We start from the raw sequence: 23,482 nt of genomic DNA, 5'->3' as shown, positions 1-23,482 counted from the left end.
CTCAGCCGGCCACGCCCAGCGCCCCCTCGACATTGCGCACCAGGCTTACCAGCCGCGGGCCGATGTCCTCCTCCAGCTGCTTGCTCTGCTGGCTGAATACCGGCACCGAAGCCGCGAAGATCCACGCCTCGCCGTCGCGGCGGGTGCGCATCGGCACGGCGATCGATTCCACCTCGCGGTGCAGGTCGCGGTGGCCGCGGCAGAAGCCTTGGTCCTGCAGGTCACGGGCCGCATCGGCCAGGCGCTCCTGCAGCCAGTCGGCGCGCTGCGGATCGGCGGCGCGGAGTTGGGCTAGATACGCCTCGCGCTCGGCCTCGCCCATCAGCATCAGGTAGCCGCGTCCGGAACCGGTGCGCGAGACCGACACGCGCGTGCCGACCTCCGGCCGGAACACATGGCTGCCCACGCCCTGGGCGATCTCGACGTAGGTCAGCGCATTGCCGCTGCCGACGATCAGCTCCACCTGCCCGGCGATATGGTCGGCCAGCTCCTGCATGGCCGGCCGCGCCAGCTGGCGGATCGTCATCCGCGCCAGCGCAGGCGCGGCCAGGTTGATCAGCCCGACCCCGGGCACGTAGCGCGACAGGCGCTCCGAATAGTGCAGCAGGCCCAGTTCGCAGAGGGTATCGAGCAGCCGGAACAAGGTCGGCTTGGCCAGACCGGTGCGCTCCATCAACTCGCGGCTGCTCAACTCCTGCACCGTCGGGGAAAAGCAGTTGAGGATCGAAATGCCCCGCGCCAGCGCGCTGACAAGGCGCGCCTCGCCGTCGGCATCGGTGGGCGGCGGGGGCAGGGAGGCATGTGAAGCATTCGTCATGTCATTGGCGGAATCTAAGGTTTTTTGATACCAGCGTCTCGAAAGCCGGATGGTGCCCTTCGTCTATTCCAAAGTCAAACTCGGGTTTTCGGGTTTACTTGCCATGTTTCCGAAGCCAGAATCCCAATTCATCGTATTGGACGATCACTTTTCGGTACGAAAGTCTCAATATCCCAGTCACCGACTCGCAACTGACAGCATTCTCAGGAGACACCCCATGCAACAAGCCGTCATCGTCGACGCCATTCGCAGCCCGATGGGCCGCTCCAAGCCGGGTTCGGCCTTTACCGAGCTCCATGCCACCGAGCTGCTGGCGCAGGTGCTCAAGGGCCTGGTCGAACGCAACCGGCTGGATCCGGGCCTGGTCGACGACGTCATCACCGGCTGCGTGACGCAGGCGGGCGAGCAATCCGCCGGCCCGGGCCGCGTGGCGTGGCTGGCGGCAGGCCTTCCCGAGCATGTGCCGGCCACCACCATCGACCGCAAGTGCGGCTCCAGCCAGCAGGCAGTGCACTTTGCCGCGCAGGGCATCATGGCGGGCGCCTATGACATCGTCATCGCCTGCGGCATCGAGTCGATGAGCCGCGTGCCGATGGGCTCGGCGCGCATCGGCCAGAACCCCTACGGCCCGTCGATGGAAGCGCGCTATGCACCCGGCCTGGTGTCGCAGGGCGTCGCGGCCGAACTGGTGGCGGCCAAATACGAACTCTCGCGCAACGACATGGACAGCTATTCGGCCCGCTCGCACGAGCTGGCCGCCGCCGCGCGCGAAAGCGGCGCCTTCCGCCGCGAGATCCTGGGCATCAGCACGCCCAACGGCGTGGTCGAGCACGATGAGACCATCCGCCCGGGCACGACCGTGGAGAAGCTGGGCACGCTGCAGGCCTCGTTCCGCAATGACGAACTCAGCGTGCGCTTCCCGCAGATCGGCTGGAACGTGACTGCCGGCAATGCCTCGCAGATCAGCGACGGCGCCGCCGCCATGCTGCTGATGAGCGAATCCATGGCGCAGCGCCTGGGCCTGAAGCCGCGCGCACGCTTCGTGGCGTTCGACGTCTGCGGCGACGATCCGGTCACCATGCTGACCGCCCCGATCCCCGCCAGCCAGCGCGCCATCAGGAGGAGCGGCCTGAAGCTGGAGCAGATCGACCACTACGAGATCAACGAAGCCTTTGCCTGCGTGCCGCTGGCCTGGCAGCGCGCGCTCGGCGCCGATCCCGCGCGCCTGAACCCGCGCGGCGGCGCGATTGCGCTGGGCCATCCGCTGGGCGCCTCCGGCGTGCGCCTGATGACGACCATGCTGCATGCGCTGGAAGACAGCGGCCAGCGCTATGGCCTGCAGTCGATGTGCGAAGCCGGCGGCATGGCCAACGCCACCATCATCGAGCGCCTGTAAGCGGCGCCCCCTGCCGAACAACGTATCCAATCAAGGAGACACAGCATGAAACTGACCAATATGTCCGCCGTCGTGACCGGCGGCGCTTCCGGCCTGGGCCTGGCCTGCGTGCGGCGCCTGGTGGAACGCGGCGTCGACGTGGTGATCGCCGACCTGTCGGAAGAGCGCGGCAATGCCGCCGTCGACGAGTTCGGCGGCAAGGTCCGCTTCCTCAAGGCGGACGTGACCGACACCGACCAGATGAACGCCGTCTACGACGCCGCCGAGGCCATCGCCCCGCTGCGCGCGCTGATCCATTGCGCTGGCCTGGGCGGCCCGGTGCGCGTGGTCGAGAAGGACGGCTCGCCGGGCTCGCTGGAGAAGTACGAGTCGATCGTGCGCATCAACCTGATCGGCACTTTCAACGCGCTGCGCCTGGGTGCCGCGCGCATGGCCAGGAACGAGCTGATCGACGGCGAGCGCGGCGCCTGCGTGCTGACTGCATCCGTGGCCGCCTACGAAGGCCAGATCGGCCAGATCCCTTATGCCTCGGCCAAGGCCGGCATCGTCGGCATGACGCTGGTGGCCGCGCGCGACCTGGCGCAGCGCGCGATCCGCGTCTGCACCATCGCCCCGGGGCTGTTCGACACCCCGCTGCTGGCCAAGCTGCCGGACAACGTGCGCGCCTCGCTGGGCGCCATGGTGCCGCATCCGGCGCGCCTGGGTGCGCCGGATGAATACGCCTCGACCGCGCTGCACATCCTGGAGAACCCCATGCTCAACGGCGAAACCATCCGCCTGGACGGCGCCATCCGCATGGCACCGCGCTGAGCAGCCGGCCACACCGATATCGACTTCTGACAAGGAACCTCGCATGAGCGAAACGCTGCAACTGGAAACCCGCGGCAATACGCTGCTGATCACCATGAACCGGCCCCAGGCGAAGAACGCCATGGACTTCGAGACCGCGACCGCCCTGGCGGCCGCCATCGACCAGCTGGAAAGCCGCGACGACCTGAGCGTGGCCATCCTGACCGGCGCGGGCGGCACCTTCTGCTCGGGTATGGACCTGAAGGGCTTCCTTGAAGGCAAGCGCCCCAGCCTGCCCGGCCGCGGCTTCGGCGGGCTGACCGAGAAGCCGCCGCGCAAGGTGCTGATCGCCGCGGTGGAAGGCTACGCGCTGGCTGGCGGTTTCGAGCTGGCACTGGCGTGTGACCTGATCGTCTCGTCGAAAGCGGCCAGGTTCGGCCTGCCTGAAGTCAAGCGCGGCCTGGTGGCGGGTGCCGGCGGCCTGATGCGCCTGCCGCGCCGGGTGCCGTACCACATCGCCATGGAATACGCGCTGACCGGCAATATGCTGGGCGCCGAACAGGCCCACGCCTATGGCCTGATCAACCGCCTGACCGAACCGGGCCAGGCACTGGAAGGCGCGCTGGCGCTGGCCGACGAGATTGGCGCCAACGGCCCGCTGGCGGTCGCGGTCAGCAAGCAGATCGTGGCCGAGTCCGCCGACTGGAGCGCCGAGGAGATGTTCGAGCGCCAGCGCCCGCTGCTGGCGCCGGTGTTCACCTCCGCCGACGCCCGCGAGGGTGCCGCCGCGTTCGCCGAAAAGCGCAAGCCGGTGTGGACGGGCAAGTAATCGTCCACGCCAGGCGGAGGGCATCGATGTCATCCGCAGCGCATCAGAGAACGGCCGGCCGCAAGCCGGCCGTTCTTGCATTGCCAAGCAGCACACAGACCAGAACGGAACATGGAGGAGACCCATGAAACCCAAGCTGCCCGAATCGCTGTTCCACACGTCCGCGGCCCTGCTGCTGGCGACGGCCGCCACGCTGCCACTGGCGGCCAACGCCGCGGCCTGGCCTGAGCGGCCCATCACCATCATCGTGCCCGGCGCCCCGGGCGGCACCACCGATATCCCCACCCGGCTGGTGGCCCAGAAACTGTCGGCCATCCTCGGCCAGCCGGTGGTGGTCGACAACAAGCCCGGCAGCGGCGGCATCATCGGCACGCAGGCCTTCATGCGCGCGGCGCCGGACGGCTATACGCTGCTGGTCGGCAATACCGGCTCGCACGCGATCAACTACAGCGCATACAAGCACTTGTCCTACCAGCCGCAGGACTTCATGCCGCTGACGGACCTGATCTCGTTCGCCAACGTGCTGGTGGTGGGCGCGCAGTCGCCGGTGCGCAGCGTGGCCGATCTGATGGCCCAGCTCAGGCAGTCCCCGGGCAAGTATTCCTATGCCTCGGCCGGCATCGGGCAGACCACGCACCTGACGGCGGAACTGTTCCGGCTGCGCACGGGCACCGAAGTGATTCACGTGCCGTACAAGGGGTCGACGCCGGCCACCACGTCGGTGCTGTCGGGTGAGACCACCTTTATGTTCGACAACCTGACGCAGGCGCTGCCGCAAATCCGCGCCGGCAAGCTGCGCGCGCTGGCCGTGACCAGCGCCGAGCGCATGCCTGCCCTGCCGGACGTGCCGACCATGGCACAGGCCGGCTTGAAGGATTTCGTGGTGATGGGCTGGCTGGGCTTCTTTGCACCGGCGAAGACGCCGCCGGCGATTGCCGCCGCGCTGCAGGAAGCGCTGGGCAAAGCCATGCGCGATCCCGAGGTGGTGGCCAGGTTCCTAGACATGGGCGGCATCCCCGGCGGCGAGCCGCAGCCCAAGTTCGCCGCGCTGGTCGGCGGCGAGATCAAGCGCTGGGGCGAGACCATCCGGGCGTCCAGGGTCAGCCTCGATTAGCGAGATGCCGGGCCGCCTTTGCCAAAGCGGAAGGCTGCCCGGCCCAAAGCCAAATTGACACGGTCGGGCCCGCGGCATACGCTCGCCCTACCCTGCGGTATATTCAGCGCCCGCTTAAATACAAAGACATTCAATACATAGACGGCGCCCCGGGGCTCACAACAATAACGACATCGACGAGACGAAACCGTGACTACCCCCACCGCGCCTTCCCGCTACGCAGGCCTGCGCCCGGCCTTGCCGATCCTGATCGGCGCTTCCGTGATGCTTAGCCTGGCCATGGGCCTGCGCCAGAGCCTTGGCATCTTCATGCCGCCGCTGACGCGCGACATCGGCATCTCGGTATCGGATTTCACCATCGCCATTGCCGTGCAGAACCTGGCCTGGGGCCTGCTGCAGCCACTGGCCGGCGCCTGGGCCACCCGGATCGGCTTCCGGCCGCTGATGCTGGCCGGATCGCTGCTGTACGTGACCGGGCTGGTGCTGCTGGCAACCGCGCACAGCCTGGTAGGCGTCACGCTGGGCGCGGGTGTGGCCATCGGTGCGTCGATGGCGTGCACCGGCAGCGCCCTGGCCATGGCGGTGGCGGCGCGGCCGGTGTCGGCGGCGCTGCGCAGCACAGTGCTTGGGCTGGTGTCCGGCGCCGGATCACTGGGGGCGCTGCTGGCGGCGCCGATCGGGCAGATGGTGACGCAGGCCTACGGCTGGCGTACCGGGCTGGCCGCATTCGTGGTGCTGGCGCTGGCAATGCTGCCCGCGGCGTGGTTTGCCGGGCGCGTGGACCGGATACCGCTGGCGTTGCCCGCAGGGCGCGGCCAGGACAGCGCGCGCGAAGCGTTGGGCACTGCGCTGCGGCATGCACCGTTCGTGGTGATGGCACTGGCTTATTTCGTCTGCGGCATGCAGCTGGTGTTCCTGACCACGCACCTGCCGTCGTATCTCGACGTATGCGGCATGGACCCGATGCTCAGCGCCCAGGCGCTGGGCGTGATCGGCGGCTTCAACGTGCTGGGCAGCATCTTCTTCGGCTGGGCCGGCGGCCGCTTCAACAAGCTGATGCTGCTCGGCTGCATCTATACGATTCGCTCGCTGGCGCTGACCTGGTACTTCTCGTCGGCGCCTACGCCGCAGAGCACGCTGGTGTTCGCGGCGGTGATGGGCTTCCTGTGGCTGGGCGTGGCGCCGCTGGTATCGGGCTGGATCGCCGAGACCTTCGGCCTGCGCTGGCAGGCGATGCTGGGCGGCGTGGCGTTCTTCAGCCACCAGATCGGCAGCTTTGTCGGTGCCTTCGGCGGTGGGGTGGTTTATGACGCCCTCGGTTCCTATACCGTGGCCTGGCAGGTCGGCGTGGCGCTGGGGCTGACTGCGGGGGTGGCGCAGATTGCCTTTGCGGTGGCGACGCGGCGGCGGCCGCCGTTGATGGCTGCGTCCTGAAAAAGTGGCGCCATCCCGCCCCGGACCGGGATGCGGATGGCGCCACGGGCGGCGGGCAGCACGTACAATCTCGATTTTCCTTCCCGCCCCACCTCCCGCTGCCATGACCACCCTCGGAACGCCCCTCTCCCCTTCTGCCACCAAAGTGATGCTGCTCGGCTCCGGCGAGCTGGGCAAGGAAGTGCTGATCGCATTGCAGCGCCTGGGCGTGGAAACCATCGCCGTCGACCGCTATGACAACGCGCCCGGCCAGCAGGTGGCCCACCACGCGCGCACCATCGCCATGAGCGACCCGGAGCAGCTCAAGGCCCTGATCGAAGCGGAAAAGCCGCAGCTGGTCGTGCCGGAGATCGAGGCCATCGCCACGCCCATGCTGGAAACGCTGGAAGCCGCCGGCACCGTGCGCGTGATCCCCACCGCCCGCGCCGCGCGCCTGACCATGGACCGCGAAGGCATCCGCCGCCTGGCCGCCGAATCGCTTGGCCTGCCGACCAGCCCGTACAAGTTCTGCGATTCGCTGGAAGCGCTGCAGGCCGCCATCGACGGCGGCATCGGCTACCCGTGCGTGGTCAAGCCCGTGATGAGCAGCTCCGGCAAGGGCCAGAGCAAGATCGACGGCCCCGAGGGCGTCCAGGCGGCCTGGGACTACGCCATGGCCGGCGGCCGCGTCAGCCACGGCCGCGTGATCGTGGAAGGCTTTATCGATTTCGACTACGAGATCACGCTGCTGACCGTGCGGGCCATGGCTGCCAGCGGCCAGGTGGAGACGCAGTTCTGCGCGCCGATCGGCCACGTGCAGGTCAGCGGCGACTACGTCGAGAGCTGGCAGCCGCAGCCGATGCATCCGGCCGCGCTCCAGTCCGCCCAGCGCATCGCGCAGGCGGTCACCGCCGACCTGGGCGGCCTGGGCCTGTTCGGCGTGGAGCTGTTCGTCAAGGGTGAGCAGGTCTGGTTCAGCGAAGTCAGCCCGCGCCCGCACGATACCGGCATGGTCACCATGGCCACGCAATGGCAGAACGAGTTCGAACTGCATGCCCGCGCCATCCTGGGCCTGCCGGTCGACACCAGCCTGCGCAGCCCCGGCGCCAGCGCCGTGATCTACGGCGGCGTGGATGCCCAGGGCGTGGTCTTCGATGGCGTGGAGCAGGCACTGAGCGTGCCGCAGACCGAGGTGCGCCTGTTCGGCAAGCCGGAGAGCTTCGTCAAGCGCCGCATGGGCGTGGCGCTGGCCTATGCCGACGATGTCGACACCGCCCGCACCCGCGCCAAGGAAGCCGCCAGCCGCGTGCGTCCGCGCGCGGTCGGCTGAGCGCCGGCGCCGGTTACATCGGATGACTGCCCGCGGCGGCGCCGGGGGCGGGTGCATGCTGGACGGCGGCCTGCGCCGCCACCACCTGCGCCGCGGCCAGCACCGGCGCGACGCGCACGCCGCTCAGGTCCGCCCCTGACGGCGCCTGGTACAGCCGCAGGCCCATCTCGGGCAGGATCGCCAGCAGGTGGTCGAACACGTCGCCCTGGATGCGCTCATAGTCCATCCACGCGGTCAGCGCGGTAAAGCAATAGATCTCCACCGGGATGCCCTGCGAATCGGGCTCCATCATGCGCACGTTGAGCAGCAGATCGTGGTGGATTTCGGGATGCGCCTTCAGGTAGGCAATGCCGTAGGCGCGGAAGGTGCCGATATTGGTCAGCCGGCGCCGGTTGACCGGGTCATTGCCCGCGGCGATCAGCAGGCGGTTGGCCTCGTCGACCTCGGCCTGCTTTTCCTCCAGGTAGTCGTGCAGCAGCCGGAAGCGCATCAGCGATTGCACCTCCCGGTCCTCCAGGAAGCGCACGCTGCCCGCATCCAGCCGGAGCGTGCGCTTGATGCGCCGCGCGCCGGACTCGAACATCTGCCGGTAGTTGCGGTAGCTCTCCGAGAACAGCTTGTAGGTCGGCACCGTGGTCACGGTGTTGTCCCAGTTCTGCACCTTGACGGTATGCAGGGCGATGTCCTTGACGTAGCCGTCGGCATTGCACTGGGGCATCTCGATCCAGTCGCCGATGCGCAGCATGTCGTTGGAGGTGAGCTGCGTGCTCGCCACCAGCGACAGCAGCGTGTCCTTGAACACCAGCAGCAGCACCGCCGACAGCGCGCCCAGGCCTGACAGCATCCACAGCGGCGACCGGTCGATCAGGATCGACAGCACCAGCACCGCGCACACCAGCCCCAGCACGAGCCGCCCCACCTGGATATAGCCCTTGATCGAGCGCGTCTGCGCCCGGCGGCTGCTGCCATACACGTCCTGCCAGGCGCCCAGCACGCCGCCCAGCATCAGGAAGAAGCAGATCCACAGGCTGGCATGGGCCATGCGCTCGATGGCCAGCGCATAGCGGCCCATGTGCGGCACCTCGCCAATGCCGACGGTGATCACCGCGAAGCCCACCGCATAGCCAAAGCGCCGGTAGGCGCGATGGCGCGTCAGCGCCGTGCTCCACGGCGCCTTGCCCCACACCGTCAGCAGGCGATGGGCGATGCGCGACATCACATGCCCGAACAGCCACTGCGCCAGCGCGGCGATCAGCACCAGCGCCAGCACGTACAAGGCAATCTGCGCCCACGGATGGGCGGGAATACGTTGCTGGAACAACTCCAGCAGGGCATCGAAACTCATGGGGGGCGACTCTAGCCTATGACTTGGCCAGATAGTGTACAGAACGTGTCCGCCACCCGGCATGTCGCCGTGCCTGCTGGCCGGAGACGACCCGGACCTGGTTCGGCTGGCGCCCGTCGGTCAGGCCATGGACACCGATCTATGGCTACTGAGGCATCCGGATCTCCGGCTCAGCGTGCGGGTGTCGGGCGATTTCCTGCGCGAGCGGCTGAAACGGGGGAAATGGCTGGGAGGCTGAAGGTATGCCCGCACCGGGTCAGGCCGCCGTGGCATACATCTCCATCAGCTGCTCGTCCGTATACCCCCAGTCAGCGGCATTCTCGAACGCCACTACCGTTTCATCGCTGTGGCGCAGGTCGATCAGTTCGGTAGGTACCGTCCTGGACTGCGAGACTGAGTAGAACGCCATCACCCTGGGCCGCAGCGGGTCGGCGTCGTTCTGTGCGCAGACCACGGCCAGCCGGTTGGAGCGCAGCCGCAGCACCGTGCCGAGCGGGTAGATGCCCACGGTGCGGCTGAAGGCCTTGAACACGCGCCGGTCAAACAGCGTATCGACGCGCACGGCCATGTATTCCATGGCGCGCGCCGGCGACCACGCCTCGTGCCCCGGGCGGCTGGAGGTCAGCGAGTCATAGGCATCGCAGATCGCGGCAATCCTGGCATGCACGCTCAGTTCGCGCCCCACCAGCCCATAGGGGAAGCCGCGCCCGTCCACGCGTTCATGGTGGTGGACGCAGACATCGAGCGGAATATTGGAATAGAGCCGGGCCTCATTCAGGATGCGATAGCCGGCCGACGGGTGCCGGCGGTAGAGTTCCTCTTCCTCGGGCGTGCGGTCGCTGGCCCTGCGCACGATGGCATCCGGCAGCGTCAGCTTGCCGATGTCGTGGACCAGGCCGGCCAGGCCGAGCTCGCGCACCTCGTCGTCGGGCAGGTTCAGCGTGCGGCCGACGGCGATCATCAGCGCGCAGACGGCGAAAGCGTGCAGGTAGTTGTCGTCGCCGCGCGCCTTGAGCCGCGCCAGCGCCAGCAGCGCCTGCCCATGGCGCGACAGCGAACGGGACGCGGAATCGACCAGCAGCAGCGCGCCGCTCACCTTCAGCGCGTGGCCCATGCGGATATCGGTGAACATCGAACCGATCACGGCCTTGCCGGACTGCAGCAGCTCGCGGGCACGGACGATCTCGGCTTCAAGCGTGGCGGCGGGCGGCGGCGCTGTGTCGGCCTCGACGGGCGGAAGCATTGGGATGGCGTCGGCTGCTTCCGGCCCTTCCGGTGTACCGGGCGCCTGCACATTGCGGCCCTTCAGGATGTCGATCCAGACCTCCTGCACCCCCGCCGACTGTATCTGGCGGACCTGGTCCTCGCTGGCGAGCAGGAACCGGGCGCGCCAGAACGGATGGTTGATCCACGGGCCGCCCAGCCTGGCGATAAACATCCCGACCTGCAGTTGCTCCGACCGAATGCGTCTCAGCATGGGTTAACCCCTCGGATGATGGTTTTCTTGTTGTCGCACTGGGTATCGGCAGCCGCCGGGATAACTTGAGGCCCCCATGCAGGGGAAGGAACCGGGCCGCCCGCCCTTGTCAAGCACCGCCCGAATGCCCGGACGGCACCGTCGGGCATTGCCGGCGGGCGGATTGCGGGCGCTACAATGGCCTGCCCAGTGCTCACCAGACGCCAGCCAGTCGCCCCCGTTCACCCATGTCCGGAACGTACACGCTAGTCGGCATCGCCCGTGCCAAGACCCACCGCCGCGAGGCGCTGGTATCCCAGCTCACCACGCTGCGCTCGCGCGGGCTGACCGAGCCCGGCTGCCTGGACTACCACGTCGGGCAGGACGCCGAGGACGCGCGGGTCTTTGTGATCTACATGGTCTGGGACTCCAAGCGCGCGCTCGAATCCCACCTGAACCGGCCCTATATGCGCGATTTCCACGCCTCGCGCGCGGACTTCGTCGAAGGCGACTTCAGCTTCCGCTGGCTCAACGCAGCCTGATCCCCGGGCGCCATCCCGGTCACTTCGGCCCCTCTCCAGCCGCTCCCACGGCTTGTCATTCCCGTCCCTCCCATCTATCACTCAATGTGACGCCCGCTGCGGGCGCGGCAGGAGTGCATCATGGACGTCAGGGATGGATTTGCCGGCACCATCGGCCACACGCCGCTGATCCGGCTGGCTGGCCTGAGCGCCGAAACCGGCTGCGACATCTACGGCAAGGCGGAATTCCTCAATCCGGGCGGCTCGGTCAAGGACCGCGCTGCGCTCTATATCATCCGCGACGCCGAGCGGCGCGGGCTGCTGAAGCCAGGCGGCACGGTGATCGAGGGCACCGCCGGCAACACCGGCATCGGCCTGGCCCACCTGTGCGCGGCGCGCGGCTACCGCTGCATCGTGGTGATCCCCGACACGCAGTCGCCGGAAAAGATGGAACGGCTGCGCATGCTTGGCGCCGAGGTGCGCGCGGTGCCCGCCAAGCCCTACGCCGACCCCGACAACTACCAGAAGATTGCCGGCCGCCTGGCCGACCAGACCGATAACGCAATCTGGGCCAACCAGTTCGACAACCTGGCCAACCGCCAGGCCCACTATGAGACCACCGGCCCCGAGATCTGGCACGCCACCGCCGGGCATATCGATGCCTTCACCTGCTCCACCGGCACGGGTGGCTCGCTGGCGGGCATCGCCCGCTTCCTGAAGGAACACAAGCCGGCCGTGCGCATCGTGCTGGCCGACCCGCACGGCAGCGGCCTGCACCACTTCGTCAAGCACCGCGAGGTCAAGGTGGAAGGCAGCTCGATCACCGAAGGCATCGGCTCCAGCCGGGTTACCGCCAACCTGCAGGACACGCCCATCGACGACGCCGTGCGCGTCGACGACCAGACCTGCGTGGACATGGTCTACCGGCTGCTGCGCGAGGAAGGGTTGTTCGTGGGCGGGTCGTCCGGCATCAATGTCGGCGCCGCGGTGGCGCTGGCACGCGAGATGGGGCCGGGGCACACCATCGTCACGCTGCTGTGCGACCGCGGCGACCTGTATATGGGGCGGCTGTTCAATGAAGCCTGGCTGGAAAGCAAGGGGCTGCAGCCGATTCCCTTCCGTCGCGCGGGCCCCGCCGGGTAGATGCTTGCGCGGCTCACGCTACCTTAAGCAACCTTAAGCCGCCTTAAGCCGCCTTAAGCCGCCGCCACAGCGTGGTCGGGCTGATGCCGAGGATATGGCAGGCGGCGGTCCGGTCGCCGCCGCACTCCTCCAGTACGCGCCGGATATGGTCGACTTCGCTGGATTGCTTCACGCGCGCCAGCGAGCGCCGTGCGCGTGCGGCAGGCGCGCCAGGTTCGGCGGCGTCCCGCTCGACCGCGGGCTGCGCGCCATCGCCAAACAGTTCGGGCGCCGCGGCCAGCAGTTCCCGCTGCAGGGCATCGCTTTCCAGCCGGCGCCCCGCTACCAGCACAGCAATCCGTTCGGTCACGTTTTCCAGTTCGCGGATATTGCCGGGCCAGCGGTAGCGCCCCAGCCGCGCGCGGGCGGCGGCGGGCAGGCGCTGCGGGCGCTCCAGGCCTAGGCGCTCCTGCGCGCGCCGGTACAGCAGCTCGGCCAGCTCCGGCAGGTCTTCGGCACGCTCGCGCAACGGCGGCATCTCGATGCGCAGGATGTTGAGGCGGTAGTACAGGTCCTGCCGGAACGTGCCGTCGCGCACCATTGCCGTCAGGTCGCGATGGGTGGCGGCGATCACGCGCACGTTGACCGGCACGGCATCGAGCCCGCCGATCGGCAGCACCTGCTTTTCCTGCAGCACGCGCAGCAGGCGCGTCTGCAGCGCGGGCGGCATGTCGCCCACTTCATCGAGAAACAGCGTGCCGTTGTGGGCCGACTCGAACAGGCCGGCCTTGCCGCCACGGCGCGCACCGGTAAAGGCGCCCTCTTCATAGCCGAACAGCTCGCTTTCCAGCAATGCCTCGGGAAACGCCGCGCAATTGACCGCCACGAACGGGAAGGCGCGGCGCGGGCTGGCGTCGTGCATGCCCTGCGCCAGCACCTCCTTGCCGGTACCGCTCTCGCCCCCGATCAGCACGGTGGAGTCGACCACCGCGTAGCGCCGCGCCAGTTCGCGCAGCTCGGTCATGGCCGCGGAGGTGCCGGCCAGGTCGTCCAGGCTGTAGCGCACGCCCGCCGGCCGTGTGCGGGCACGCGAGCGCAGGTTGCGGTCCACGCGCTGGATTGCGCTGGCGTCCTGGATGGTCAGCACCGCGCCGGCGGTGCCGGCCTCGCCGATGATGGGGATGCGGTTGACCACCACCATCTTGTCGCCGAGCTTGTGGATGGCTTCCAGTTCCTTGTCGCCGCTCTGCATCACGCCTTCGAGCGCCAGGTTGGGGGCCAGCGTCTGCAGCTTGCGCCCGACCGCGGCGGTGGCCGAGGTGCCAAGGAAGCGCTCCATCGCCGGGTTGAACGACTGGATGCGCCCTTCCGCGTCCACCGCCGCGACGCCTTCGTTCAGGTGCGCCAGGATGGTATTGACGTAGTCGCGCCGGGTGGCTTCGATGCGGCGCAGGCGCGCGGCCTCGATCGCGTCTTCCAGCGCCATGCGCACCGAGTTGCCGGAGTACAGGAACACGCCGGTCAGGCCATAGCGGTCGGCCAGGTCGGTCACCAGGCCGGGGCCGACCACGACCTGGATGCCCTCCTGCTTGAGCGCCTTCACGCGCGCGACGGCATCGTCCTCGGTCAGGTAGGTATAGGCCGGGACCGACAGCGAAAACGCGCGCACGAATTCATCCACCTCTGCATAGGTCGACGCGTGCGTGACCAGCGCCACCCGCGGCGAGATGCGCCGCGCGGTGGCCAGCGCACCCATCACGTCGAAGCCGGTGACCTTGACCAGCACCACCGGCACGTCAACGTGCTGGCGCAGGTAGGCACCATTGGAGCCGCCCGCCACCACCACGTCGAGCCGGCCCTCACGCGCCTCGCGCGACACAGCGCTGGCGGCGGCCTCGAAACCCTTGCCGACAATGCGGAATTCAGCCCGGTCGGCATAGGCCGGGATCAGGTCGGCAAAGGCGCGCGCCAGGCGGCTGATGCCGATGGCCCAGATGCGCGGGCGGCCTTGCGTGGTGACGGGAGGAGCCATGGTGCAATGCAGGAAGAAAGCGTGGTGAAACCCGGGACGAACAGGCGTACAGTGCTGGCACATTGTCCGCCACGCAGCGCCGGATTTCAACTTTGAAATCCAAATTTGTGATTTTGAAATTCAATTGTGCTGAAAGCAGTACATGAAATGGGTAGCGAGGCCAGCCACCCTACCCGCCAACCCTTTGCTGACAAGGGTTGGCGGGTTTGCCGGGCACCCGCCCGGGAGCTTGGCACACCCCTTGCAGTATTAGTCCCGTCCTGTTCACCAACGCATACGCCATGACCTACTCCGCTTCCGACCTCGCGCGCTCCGCTGGCGCCCGTTTCCGCCAGGCGCTTGCCGACGAGCATCCGCTGCAGGTGGTCGGCACCATCAACGCCAACCATGCCCTGCTGGCCAAGCGCGCCGGCTACCGGGCCATCTACCTGTCGGGCGGCGGCGTTGCGGCCGGCTCGCTGGGCCTGCCGGACCTGGGCATCTCGAACCTGGACGACGTGCTGACCGATATCCGCCGCATCACCGACGTGTGCGACACGCCGCTGCTGGTGGACGTCGACACCGGCTTCGGCGCCTCGGCCTTCAACGTGGCCCGCACCACCAAGTCGCTGATCAAGTTCGGCGCGGCGGCCATGCATATCGAGGACCAGGTCGGCGCCAAGCGCTGCGGCCACCGTCCCAACAAGGAAATCGTCTCCCAGGGTGAAATGGTCGACCGCATCAAGGCCGCCGTCGACGCCCGTACGGACGAGAACTTCGTCATCATGGCCCGCACCGACGCGCTTGCCGTCGAAGGCCTGGACCAGGCCATCGAGCGCGCCGTGGCGTGCGTGGAAGCCGGCGCCGACGCCATCTTCCCGGAAGCCATGACCGACCTGGCCATGTACCGCAAGTTCGTGGACGCGGTGAAGGTGCCGGTGCTGGCCAACATTACCGAATTCGGCGCTACCCCGCTGTTCACCACCGAGGAACTCGGCGGCGCCGGCGTGTCGATGGTGCTGTACCCGCTGTCGGCCTTCCGCGCCATGAACAAGGCGGCGGAAAATGTCTACGCGGCCATCCGCCGCGACGGCACGCAAAAGAACGTGGTCGATACCATGCAGACCCGCGTCGAGCTCTACGAGAGCATCGGCTACTATGACTTCGAGCAGAAGCTTGACGCGCTCTTCGCACAAGGCAAGGGCAAGTAAGCAAGACTCACGCGCGGCCGGGCTATGTCCCGGCCGTTTGGTCGACAAGAGACCAACAATAGACAGGCAATACCAGGCATCACATCAAGGAGACCCAGATGTCCGAAGCGCAACCGCTCGTCACGCCCAAGCCCAAGAAATCCGTCGCCCTGTCGGGCGTGACCGCCGGCAATACCGCGCTGTGCACCGTCGGCCGCACCGGCAACGACCTGCACTACCGCGGCTACGACATCCTCGACATCGCCGAGACCTGCGAGTTCGAGGAAATCGCCCACCTGCTGGTGCACGGCAAGCTGCCGACCAAATCCGAACTGACCGCCTACAAGGCCAAGCTCAAGTCGCTGCGCGGCCTGCCCGCCAACGTCAAGGCCGCACTGGAATGGGTGCCCGCCAGCGCCCACCCGATGGACGTGATGCGCACCGGCGTGTCGGTGCTGGGCACCGTGCTGCCGGAGAAGGAAGACCACAACACCCCGGGCGCGCGCGATATCGCCGACCGCCTGATGGCCAGCCTCGGCTCGATGCTGCTGTACTGGTACCACTACAGCCACAACGGCCGCCGCATCGAGGTGGAAACCGACGATGACTCCATCGGCGGCCACTTCCTGCACCTGCTGCACGGCGAGAAGCCGTCGGCACTGTGGGAGCGCGCCATGAACACGTCGCTCAACCTGTACGCCGAGCACGAATTCAACGCCTCGACCTTCGCCGCCCGCGTGATCGCCGGCACGGGCTCGGACATGTACTCGTCGATCGCTGGCGCCATTGGCGCGCTGCGCGGCCCCAAGCACGGCGGCGCCAATGAGGTCGCGTTCGAGATCCAGAAGCGCTACGACAACCCGGATGAAGCGCAGGCCGACATCACCCGCCGCGTCGAGAACAAGGAAGTCGTGATCGGCTTCGGCCACCCGGTGTACACCATCAGCGACCCGCGCAACCAGGTGATCAAGGAAGTGGCGAAGAAGCTGTCGAAGGACGCCGGCTCGATGAAGATGTTCGACATCGCCGAGCGCCTGGAAACGGTGATGTGGGACATCAAGAAGATGTTCCCGAACCTGGACTGGTTCAGCGCGGTGAGCTACCACATGATGGGCGTGCCGACGGCGATGTTCACGCCGCTGTTCGTGATCTCGCGCACCTCGGGCTGGGCCGCGCACATCATCGAGCAGCGCATCGACAACAAGATCATCCGCCCGAGCGCCAACTACACCGGTCCGGAGAACCTGAAGTTCGTGCCGCTGAAGGATCGCAAGTAATACCGGCTGCCGGTTTGCTCCGCGTCGGGTTGCATTGATCCGGGCCTGCGGGCAAGGGGGTAGTTGGTCGCTGACATGGGACCACTACCCCTTTTTCATACCTATATTGATTTCCCTACACCATGAATTCTGCAAACCGCAAACCGCTACCGGGCACCAAGCTGGATTACTTTGACGCGCGCGCCGCGGTCGAGGCAATCCAGCCGGGTGCCTACGACAAGCTGCCGTACACGTCGCGCGTGCTGGCAGAAAACCTGGTGCGCCGCTGCGACCCCGCCACGCTGGCGGACTCGCTCAAGCAGCTGATCGGGCGCAAGCGCGAGCTGGACTTCCCGTGGTTCCCGGCGCGCGTGGTGTGCCATGACATCCTGGGCCAGACCGCGCTGGTGGACCTGGCCGGCCTGCGCGACGCCATTGCCGACCAGGGCGGCGACCCCGCCAAGGTCAACCCGGTGGTGCCGGTGCAGCTGATCGTCGATCACTCGCTGGCGGTGGAGTGCGGCGGCTTCGATCCCGATGCCTTCGCCAAGAACCGCGCCATCGAAGACCGCCGCAACGAAGACCGTTTCCATTTCATCGACTGGACCAAGCTGGCGTTCAAGAACGTCGACGTGATCCCGCCGGGCAACGGCATCATGCACCAGATCAACCTGGAGAAGATGTCGCCGGTGATCCACGCTGACAATGGCGTGGCCTACCCCGATACCTGCGTCGGCACCGACAGCCACACCCCGCACGTGGATGCGCTGGGCGTGATCGCCATCGGCGTGGGCGGCCTGGAAGCCGAGAACGTGATGCTCGGCCGCGCCTCGTGGATGCGCCTGCCCGATATCGTCGGCGTCGAGCTGACCGGCAAGCGCCAGCCCGGCATCACCGCCACCGACATCGTGCTGGCCCTGACCGAATTCCTGCGCAAGGAAAAAGTGGTCGGCGCCTACCTGGAATTCCGCGGCGAAGGCGCCTCGAGCCTGACGCTCGGCGACCGCGCCACCATCTCCAACATGGCCCCCGAATACGGCGCCACGGCGGCGATGTTCTTTATCGACGAGCAAACCATCGACTATCTGCGCCTGACCGGCCGCACCGACGAGCAGCTCAAGCTGGTCGAGACGTATGCCAAGACCGCAGGCCTGTGGGCCGATTCGCTGACGCACGCCGAGTACGAGCGCGTGCTGACGTTCGACCTGTCCAGCGTGGTCCGCAACATGGCCGGCCCGTCCAACCCGCACAAGCGCCTGCCGACCTCGGCGCTGGCCGAGCGCGGCATCGCAGTGGACCTGGACAAGGCCCGCGCGCAGGAAGCCGAAGGCCTGATGCCGGACGGCGCGGTCATCATCGCCGCCATCACCAGCTGCACCAACACCAGCAACCCGCGCAACGTGATTGCCGCCGCACTGCTGGCGCGCAATGCCAACGCGCGTGGCCTGGCCCGCAAGCCGTGGGTCAAGTCGTCGCTGGCGCCCGGCTCCAAGGCAGTCGAGCTCTACCTGGAAGAAGCGAACCTGCTGCCGGACCTGGAGAAGCTCGGCTTCGGCATCGTCGCCTTTGCCTGCACCACCTGCAACGGCATGTCGGGTGCGCTGGACCCGAAGATCCAGCAAGAGATCATCGACCGCGACCTGTACGCGACGGCGGTGCTGTCCGGCAACCGCAACTTCGACGGCCGCATCCACCCGTACGCCAAGCAGGCCTTCCTGGCCTCGCCGCCGCTGGTGGTGGCTTATGCCATCGCCGGCACCATCCGCTTCGATATCGAGAAGGATGTGCTGGGCACCGACCAGGACGGCAAGCCGGTCTACCTGAAGGACATCTGGCCGAGCGACGAAGAGATCGACGCGATCGTGGCGAAGAGCGTCAGGCCCGAGCAGTTCCGCAAGGTCTACGAGCCGATGTTCGCCATCACCGCGTCCAGCGGCGAGTCGGTCAGCCCGCTGTACGACTGGCGCCCGCAGAGCACCTATATCCGCCGCCCGCCGTACTGGGAAGGCGCGCTGGCCGGCGAGCGCACGCTCAAGGCGCTGCGTCCGCTGGCGGTGCTGGGCGACAACATCACCACCGACCACCTGTCGCCGTCCAACGCCATCCTGCTCAACAGTGCCGCCGGTGAATACCTGGCCAGGATGGGCCTGCCGGAAGAGGACTTCAACTCGTACGCGACCCACCGCGGCGACCACCTGACCGCGCAGCGCGCCACCTTTGCCAACCCGACCCTGATCAACGAAATGGCCGTGGTCGACGGCCAGGTCAAGAAGGGTTCGCTGGCGCGCATCGAGCCAGAAGGCAAGGTCGTGCGCATGTGGGAAGCGATCGAGACCTACATGGACCGCAAGCAGCCGCTGATCATCATTGCCGGCGCGGACTATGGCCAGGGCTCGTCGCGCGACTGGGCCGCCAAGGGCGTGCGCCTGGCCGGCGTGGAAGTGATCGTCGCCGAGGGCTTCGAACGCATCCACCGCACCAACCTGATCGGCATGGGCGTGCTGCCGCTGGAGTTCAAGCCGGGTGTGAACCGCCTGACCCTGGGCCTGGACGGCACCGAGACCTACGATGTGACCGGCGAGCGCCAGCCGCGCGCCACGCTGACGCTGGTGATCAACCGCAAGAACGGCGAGCGCGTCGAGGTGCCGGTGACCTGCCGCCTCGACAGCGACGAGGAAGTGTCGATCTACGAAGCCGGCGGCGTGCTGCAGCGCTTCGCGCAGGACTTCCTTGAGTCGTCGCGGGCAACTGCATAAGCTGTGACAAAGGCCCGGGCGGCAAGCTTGCTGCCCGGGCCAACCAGGACAAAGATTTCCATGGCTCACGTACCCCAGATCAAGATTCCCGCCACATATATCCGCGGTGGCACCAGCAAAGGCGTGTTCTTCCGCCTGCAGGATTTGCCGGAAGCGGCACAAGTGCCCGGCCCGGCCCGCGACGCGCTGCTGATGCGCGTGATCGGCAGCCCCGACCCCTATGGCAAGCAGATCGACGGCATGGGCGCGGCCACGTCCAGCACCAGCAAGACCGTCATCGTGTCCAGGAGCAGCCGGCCCGACCATGATGTCGACTACCTGTTCGGCCAGGTCTCGATCGACCAGCCCTTTGTCGACTGGAGCGGCAACTGCGGCAACCTGTCCGCGGCGGTCGGTCCCTTCGCCATCAGCGCCGGCCTGGTCGATGCCGGCCGCGTCCCGCACAACGGCGTGGCCGTGGTGCGCATCTGGCAGGCCAATATCGGCAAGACCATCATCGGCCATGTGCCCATCACCAACGGTGAAGTGCAGGAAACCGGCGATTTCGAGCTGGACGGCGTGACCTTCCCGGCCGCCGAGGTACAGCTTGAGTTCATGGACCCGGCCGCCGAGGAAGAAGGCGCAGGCGGCGCGATGTTCCCCACCGGCAACGTGGTCGACGACCTCGAAGTGCCAGGCGTGGGCACGCTCAAGGCCACCATGATCAACGCCGGCATCCCGACCATCTTCGTCAACGCGGAGAGCATCGGCTACACCGGCACCGAGCTGCAGGACGCCATCAACAGCGACGCCAGGGCGCTGGCGATGTTCGAGACCATCCGCGCCTACGGCGCGCTGCGCATGGGCCTGATCAAGGACGTGGACGAGGCCGCCAGGCGCCAGCACACGCCCAAGGTGGCCTTTGTCGCCAAGCCGGTCGACTACGTTGCCTCCAGCGGCAAGCAGGTGGCCGCGGCCGACGTGGACCTGCTGGTGCGCGCGCTGTCGATGGGCAAGCTGCACCACGCCATGATGGGCACGGCAGCGGTGGCGATCGGCACGGCCGCGGCCATCCCCGGCACGCTGGTCAACCTGGCTGCCGGCGGCGGCGAGCGCAACGCGGTGCGTTTCGGGCATCCGTCCGGCACGCTGCGCGTGGGCGCCGAGGCACAGCAAGTCGATGGCGAATGGGTGGTCCGGAAGGCCATCATGAGCCGCAGCGCGCGTGTGCTGATGGAAGGCTGGGTGCGCGTGCCCGGCGACGCGTTCTGACCTGAGCCGCACCCGCGAGGCCGTTCATGTCCACCGACACGCCGTCCGCGCAACGCCCCGATCCGGACCAGGTGCTGGTCGACATCGTCGACTATGTCACCCGGTATGAGATCAAGAGCGGCCTCGCCTACGACACTGCCCGCAACTGCCTGATCGACACGCTCGGTTGCGGGCTCGAAGCCCTCTCCTACCCGGCCTGCACCAAGCTGCTCGGCCCCATCGTCCCCGGAACGATCGTGCCCAATGGCGCGCGCGTGCCGGGCACCCAGTTCCAGCTCGATCCAGTCCAGGCCGCGTTCAATATCGGCGCGATGATCCGCTGGCTGGATTTCAACGACACCTGGCTTGCCGCCGAATGGGGCCACCCGTCGGACAACCTCGGTGGCATCCTGGCCACCGCCGACTGGATCTCGCGCAACAACGTCGCCGCCGGACGCAAGCCGCTGACCATGAAGGCCGTGCTGGCGGCCATGATCAAGGCGCACGAGATCCAGGGCTGCATCGCGCTGGAGAATTCATTCAACCAGGTCGGCCTGGACCACGTAGTGCTGGTCAAGGTGGCCTCCACCGCCGTGGTCGCGCAGATGCTGGGCCTCACGCGCGACGAGATCCTCAATGCGGTGTCGCTGGCCTGGGTCGATGGCCAGAGCCTGCGCACCTATCGCCACGCCCCCAACACCGGCAGCCGCAAGAGCTGGGCCGCGGGCGACGCCACCAGCCGCGCGGTGCGGCTGGCGCTGATCGCGCGCACCGGCGAGATGGGCTATCCGTCGGTGCTGACAGCGAAGACCTGGGGCTTCTACGACGTGCTGTTCAAGGGGCAGCCGTTCCGCTTCCAGCGGCCGTACGGGTCCTACGTGATGGAGAACATCCTGTTCAAGATCTCGTACCCGGCCGAGTTCCACGCACAGACCGCGGTGGAGGCTGCGATGCAGCTGCACGGCACGCTGGCGCTCGCGGGACGCAGCGCGGCCGATATCGCCGCCATCACCATCCGCACCCACGAAGCCTGCCTGCGCATCATCGACAAGAAGGGTCCGCTCAACAACCCCGCGGACCGTGACCACTGCATCCAGTACATGGTGGCCGTGCCGCTGCTGCTCGGCCGCCTGACCGCCGCCGACTACGAAGACAATGTTGCCGCCGACCCGCGCATCGACGTGCTGCGCGGCAAGATCACCTGCGTGGAAGACCCCGCGCTGACGCACGACTACCATGACCCCGACAAGCGCTCGATCGCCAATGCGCTGACCGTGACGCTGGCCGACGGCACCGTGCTGGACGAGGTGCTGGTCGAATACCCGCTCGGCCACCAGCGCCGCCGCGCCGAGGGCATCCCGCTGCTGGTCGAGAAATTCCGCACCAACCTCGCGCGCCGCTTTGCGCCAAGGCAGCAGGCAGCCATCCTTGCCGTGTCGCTGGACCAGGCCCGGCTGGAGGCGGTACCGGTCAACGAGTACCTCGATATGTATGCGATTTGAGTTATTGCCCCGGCACTCTCATGCCGAATCGGCATAACCCTGGCAGCGCCCCTCCCGCGCCAATTTCTCCTCACGTATAGTCTCAGCCGCTGCCTGAACGGGATCTGCAACACAGGCCCCGTTGCCGGCAGCCACCGACTGAACACGGTCGGCACCATTCCACCCATAAGGTATGTGATGCCGATTCCAGTACGGGCCACACGTTCGTATAAATACCGAGGAGAATCATGAAACAGATCGCCCGCGTCACCACGCTGGCCGCCGCCCTGCTGTCGGCGAGCCTGATCACCGGCACCGCCCACGCGCAGCTCGCGCCCGCCGCACCGGCTTCCACCGCACCCGCCACGGCCCCGGCCGAAGCCCGCAAGGCCAATATCGTCATCATCGGCACCGGCGGCACCATTGCCGGCGCCGGCGCATCGGCGACCAACACCGCGGCCTACCAGTCCGCCGTGGTGCCGGTCGACAAGATCATCGCCTCGGTACCCGAGATCGCCAAAGTCGCCAACGTCAAGGGCGAGCAGATCTTCCAGATCGGCTCGGAGAGCTTCAACAACGAGCGCCTGCTGAAGCTGGGCAAGCGCGTGTCGGAACTGCTCAAGCAGCCGGACGTCGACGGCATCGTCATTACGCACGGCACCGACACCATCGAGGAAACCGCCTACTTCCTGAACCTGACGCTCAAGAGCGACAAGCCGGTGGTGGTGGTGGGCTCGATGCGCCCGGGCACCGCGCTGGGCGCCGACGGCGCGCTGAACCTGTACGACGCCGTGCTGGTCGCGTCCAACCCGGCGTCCAGGGGCAAGGGCACGCTGGCCGTGCTCAACGACGAGATCCACACCGGCCGCGACGTCACCAAGACAAACACCTTCAAGACCGAGACCTTCCGCTCGCCGTTCGGCCCGCTGGGCTACGTGGTGGAAGGCCGCACGCTGTTCTATCGCCTGCCGGCGCGCCCGCACACGCTGCAGACGCAGTGGGACATCGACAAGATCGACAAGCTGCCTGAAGTGGCCGTGGTCTATGCCTACGGCAACGTCAACCCGGCCGCGGTCGACGCCGCCGTGAAGAACGGTGCCAAGGCCATCATCTACGCCGCCACCGGCAACGGCAGCGTCGGCGACTACATGGTCGAGTCGCTCAAGGCCGCGCGCTCCAAGGGCGTGCAGATCGTGCGCGCCTCGCGCACCGGCAGCGGCGTGGTGGTCCGCAACGCCGAGCAGCCTGACGACAAGTACGACTGGATCGTCACCGACGACCAGCTGCCGCAGAAGGCCCGCATCCTGATGGCGCTGGCGCTGACGCAGACCAGCGACGCCAAGGCGCTGCAGCAGGTCTTCTGGAAGTACTGATCCTGCACTGGACCGGACCGGTGCGCGTTTGCGCCGGTCCGGTCCGGTCCACG

The 23,482-nt window shown here is 67.5% G+C and carries 18 protein-coding genes; 14 read left to right on the top strand and 4 right to left on the bottom strand.

Translation table 11 applies throughout. The features are described 5' to 3' along the window. Position 1 precedes the first annotated feature (1 nt). Positions 2-817, bottom strand: coding sequence for an IclR family transcriptional regulator (locus tag ACZ5MJ_RS08360; RefSeq protein ID WP_464223374.1), 816 nt, complete (start codon positions 815-817; stop codon positions 2-4). A 217-nt stretch (positions 818-1,034) separates the two neighbouring features. Here ACZ5MJ_RS08360 and ACZ5MJ_RS08355 point away from each other — a divergent pair, with 217 nt between their 5' ends. From ACZ5MJ_RS08355 to purT, 6 genes are all read left to right on the top strand, one after another. After that, on the top strand, positions 1,035-2,213 hold the full coding sequence (locus ACZ5MJ_RS08355; protein WP_464223372.1) for a thiolase family protein: 1,179 nt from the start codon (positions 1,035-1,037) through the stop codon (positions 2,211-2,213). A gap of 45 nt (positions 2,214-2,258) precedes the next feature. Continuing rightward, a complete protein-coding gene (locus tag ACZ5MJ_RS08350) occupies positions 2,259-3,023 on the top strand; it encodes an SDR family NAD(P)-dependent oxidoreductase (RefSeq protein ID WP_464223371.1) in 765 nt (254 codons plus the stop codon). Between the two features lie 43 nt (positions 3,024-3,066). Next, the gene (locus tag ACZ5MJ_RS08345; protein ID WP_464223370.1) at positions 3,067-3,831 is read left to right on the top strand and encodes a crotonase/enoyl-CoA hydratase family protein; all 765 of its coding nucleotides are present in this window, start codon (positions 3,067-3,069) and stop codon (positions 3,829-3,831) included. A gap of 124 nt (positions 3,832-3,955) precedes the next feature. Beyond that, entirely contained in the window at positions 3,956-4,945 is a 990-nt protein-coding gene (locus ACZ5MJ_RS08340) for a Bug family tripartite tricarboxylate transporter substrate binding protein (RefSeq protein WP_464223369.1), read from the top strand. A 189-nt stretch (positions 4,946-5,134) separates the two neighbouring features. Next, positions 5,135-6,379, top strand: coding sequence for an MFS transporter (locus tag ACZ5MJ_RS08335; RefSeq protein ID WP_464223368.1), 1,245 nt, complete (start codon positions 5,135-5,137; stop codon positions 6,377-6,379). A 103-nt stretch (positions 6,380-6,482) separates the two neighbouring features. Continuing rightward, complete coding sequence (purT, locus tag ACZ5MJ_RS08330) at positions 6,483-7,688, top strand: formate-dependent phosphoribosylglycinamide formyltransferase (RefSeq protein WP_464223367.1); 1,206 nt, start codon at positions 6,483-6,485, stop codon at positions 7,686-7,688. Between the two features lie 13 nt (positions 7,689-7,701). Here purT and ACZ5MJ_RS08325 read toward each other — a convergent pair whose 3' ends face one another. Both ACZ5MJ_RS08325 and ACZ5MJ_RS08320 read right to left on the bottom strand, forming a co-directional pair. After that, complete coding sequence (locus ACZ5MJ_RS08325) at positions 7,702-9,033, bottom strand: mechanosensitive ion channel family protein (RefSeq protein WP_464223366.1); 1,332 nt, start codon at positions 9,031-9,033, stop codon at positions 7,702-7,704. Between the two features lie 256 nt (positions 9,034-9,289). Continuing rightward, positions 9,290-10,510 (bottom strand): HD-GYP domain-containing protein, encoded by a 1,221-nt coding sequence (locus ACZ5MJ_RS08320; protein ID WP_464223365.1) that lies wholly within the window; start codon positions 10,508-10,510, stop codon positions 9,290-9,292. Between the two features lie 227 nt (positions 10,511-10,737). Between ACZ5MJ_RS08320 and ACZ5MJ_RS08315 the strand changes: the two genes are divergently transcribed. Beyond that, positions 10,738-11,031 (top strand): putative quinol monooxygenase, encoded by a 294-nt coding sequence (locus tag ACZ5MJ_RS08315; RefSeq protein ID WP_010812104.1) that lies wholly within the window; start codon positions 10,738-10,740, stop codon positions 11,029-11,031. 120 nt (positions 11,032-11,151) lie between these two features. Further along, positions 11,152-12,153, top strand: coding sequence for a cysteine synthase A (locus tag ACZ5MJ_RS08310; RefSeq protein WP_464223361.1), 1,002 nt, complete (start codon positions 11,152-11,154; stop codon positions 12,151-12,153). Positions 12,154-12,196: 43 nt separating this feature from the next. On the opposite strand, the gene prpR is transcribed toward ACZ5MJ_RS08310, so the two are convergent. Continuing rightward, the gene (gene prpR / locus ACZ5MJ_RS08305) at positions 12,197-14,164 is read right to left on the bottom strand and encodes a propionate catabolism operon regulatory protein PrpR (protein ID WP_464223359.1); all 1,968 of its coding nucleotides are present in this window, start codon (positions 14,162-14,164) and stop codon (positions 12,197-12,199) included. Between the two features lie 281 nt (positions 14,165-14,445). Here prpR and prpB point away from each other — a divergent pair, with 281 nt between their 5' ends. The 6 genes from prpB (at position 14,446) to ACZ5MJ_RS08275 (ending at position 23,429) form a co-directional block, all read left to right on the top strand. Further along, positions 14,446-15,354 (top strand): methylisocitrate lyase, encoded by a 909-nt coding sequence (gene prpB, locus ACZ5MJ_RS08300; protein WP_464223358.1) that lies wholly within the window; start codon positions 14,446-14,448, stop codon positions 15,352-15,354. A 98-nt stretch (positions 15,355-15,452) separates the two neighbouring features. Continuing rightward, positions 15,453-16,610, top strand: coding sequence for a bifunctional 2-methylcitrate synthase/citrate synthase (gene prpC, locus ACZ5MJ_RS08295; RefSeq protein ID WP_464223357.1), 1,158 nt, complete (start codon positions 15,453-15,455; stop codon positions 16,608-16,610). 122 nt (positions 16,611-16,732) lie between these two features. Continuing rightward, on the top strand, positions 16,733-19,345 hold the full coding sequence (gene acnD / locus ACZ5MJ_RS08290) for a Fe/S-dependent 2-methylisocitrate dehydratase AcnD (RefSeq protein WP_464223356.1): 2,613 nt from the start codon (positions 16,733-16,735) through the stop codon (positions 19,343-19,345). Between the two features lie 60 nt (positions 19,346-19,405). After that, entirely contained in the window at positions 19,406-20,596 is a 1,191-nt protein-coding gene (gene prpF / locus ACZ5MJ_RS08285; protein ID WP_464223355.1) for a 2-methylaconitate cis-trans isomerase PrpF, read from the top strand. Positions 20,597-20,622: 26 nt separating this feature from the next. Beyond that, complete coding sequence (locus ACZ5MJ_RS08280; protein ID WP_464223354.1) at positions 20,623-22,077, top strand: bifunctional 2-methylcitrate dehydratase/aconitate hydratase; 1,455 nt, start codon at positions 20,623-20,625, stop codon at positions 22,075-22,077. Positions 22,078-22,304: 227 nt separating this feature from the next. Continuing rightward, the gene (locus ACZ5MJ_RS08275; protein WP_464223353.1) at positions 22,305-23,429 is read left to right on the top strand and encodes an asparaginase; all 1,125 of its coding nucleotides are present in this window, start codon (positions 22,305-22,307) and stop codon (positions 23,427-23,429) included. Positions 23,430-23,482: the final 53 nt, after the last annotated feature.

It is taken from the genome of Cupriavidus sp. LA-1, assembly GCF_055385985.1.
This window is presented reverse-complemented; position numbering and strand designations above follow the sequence as displayed.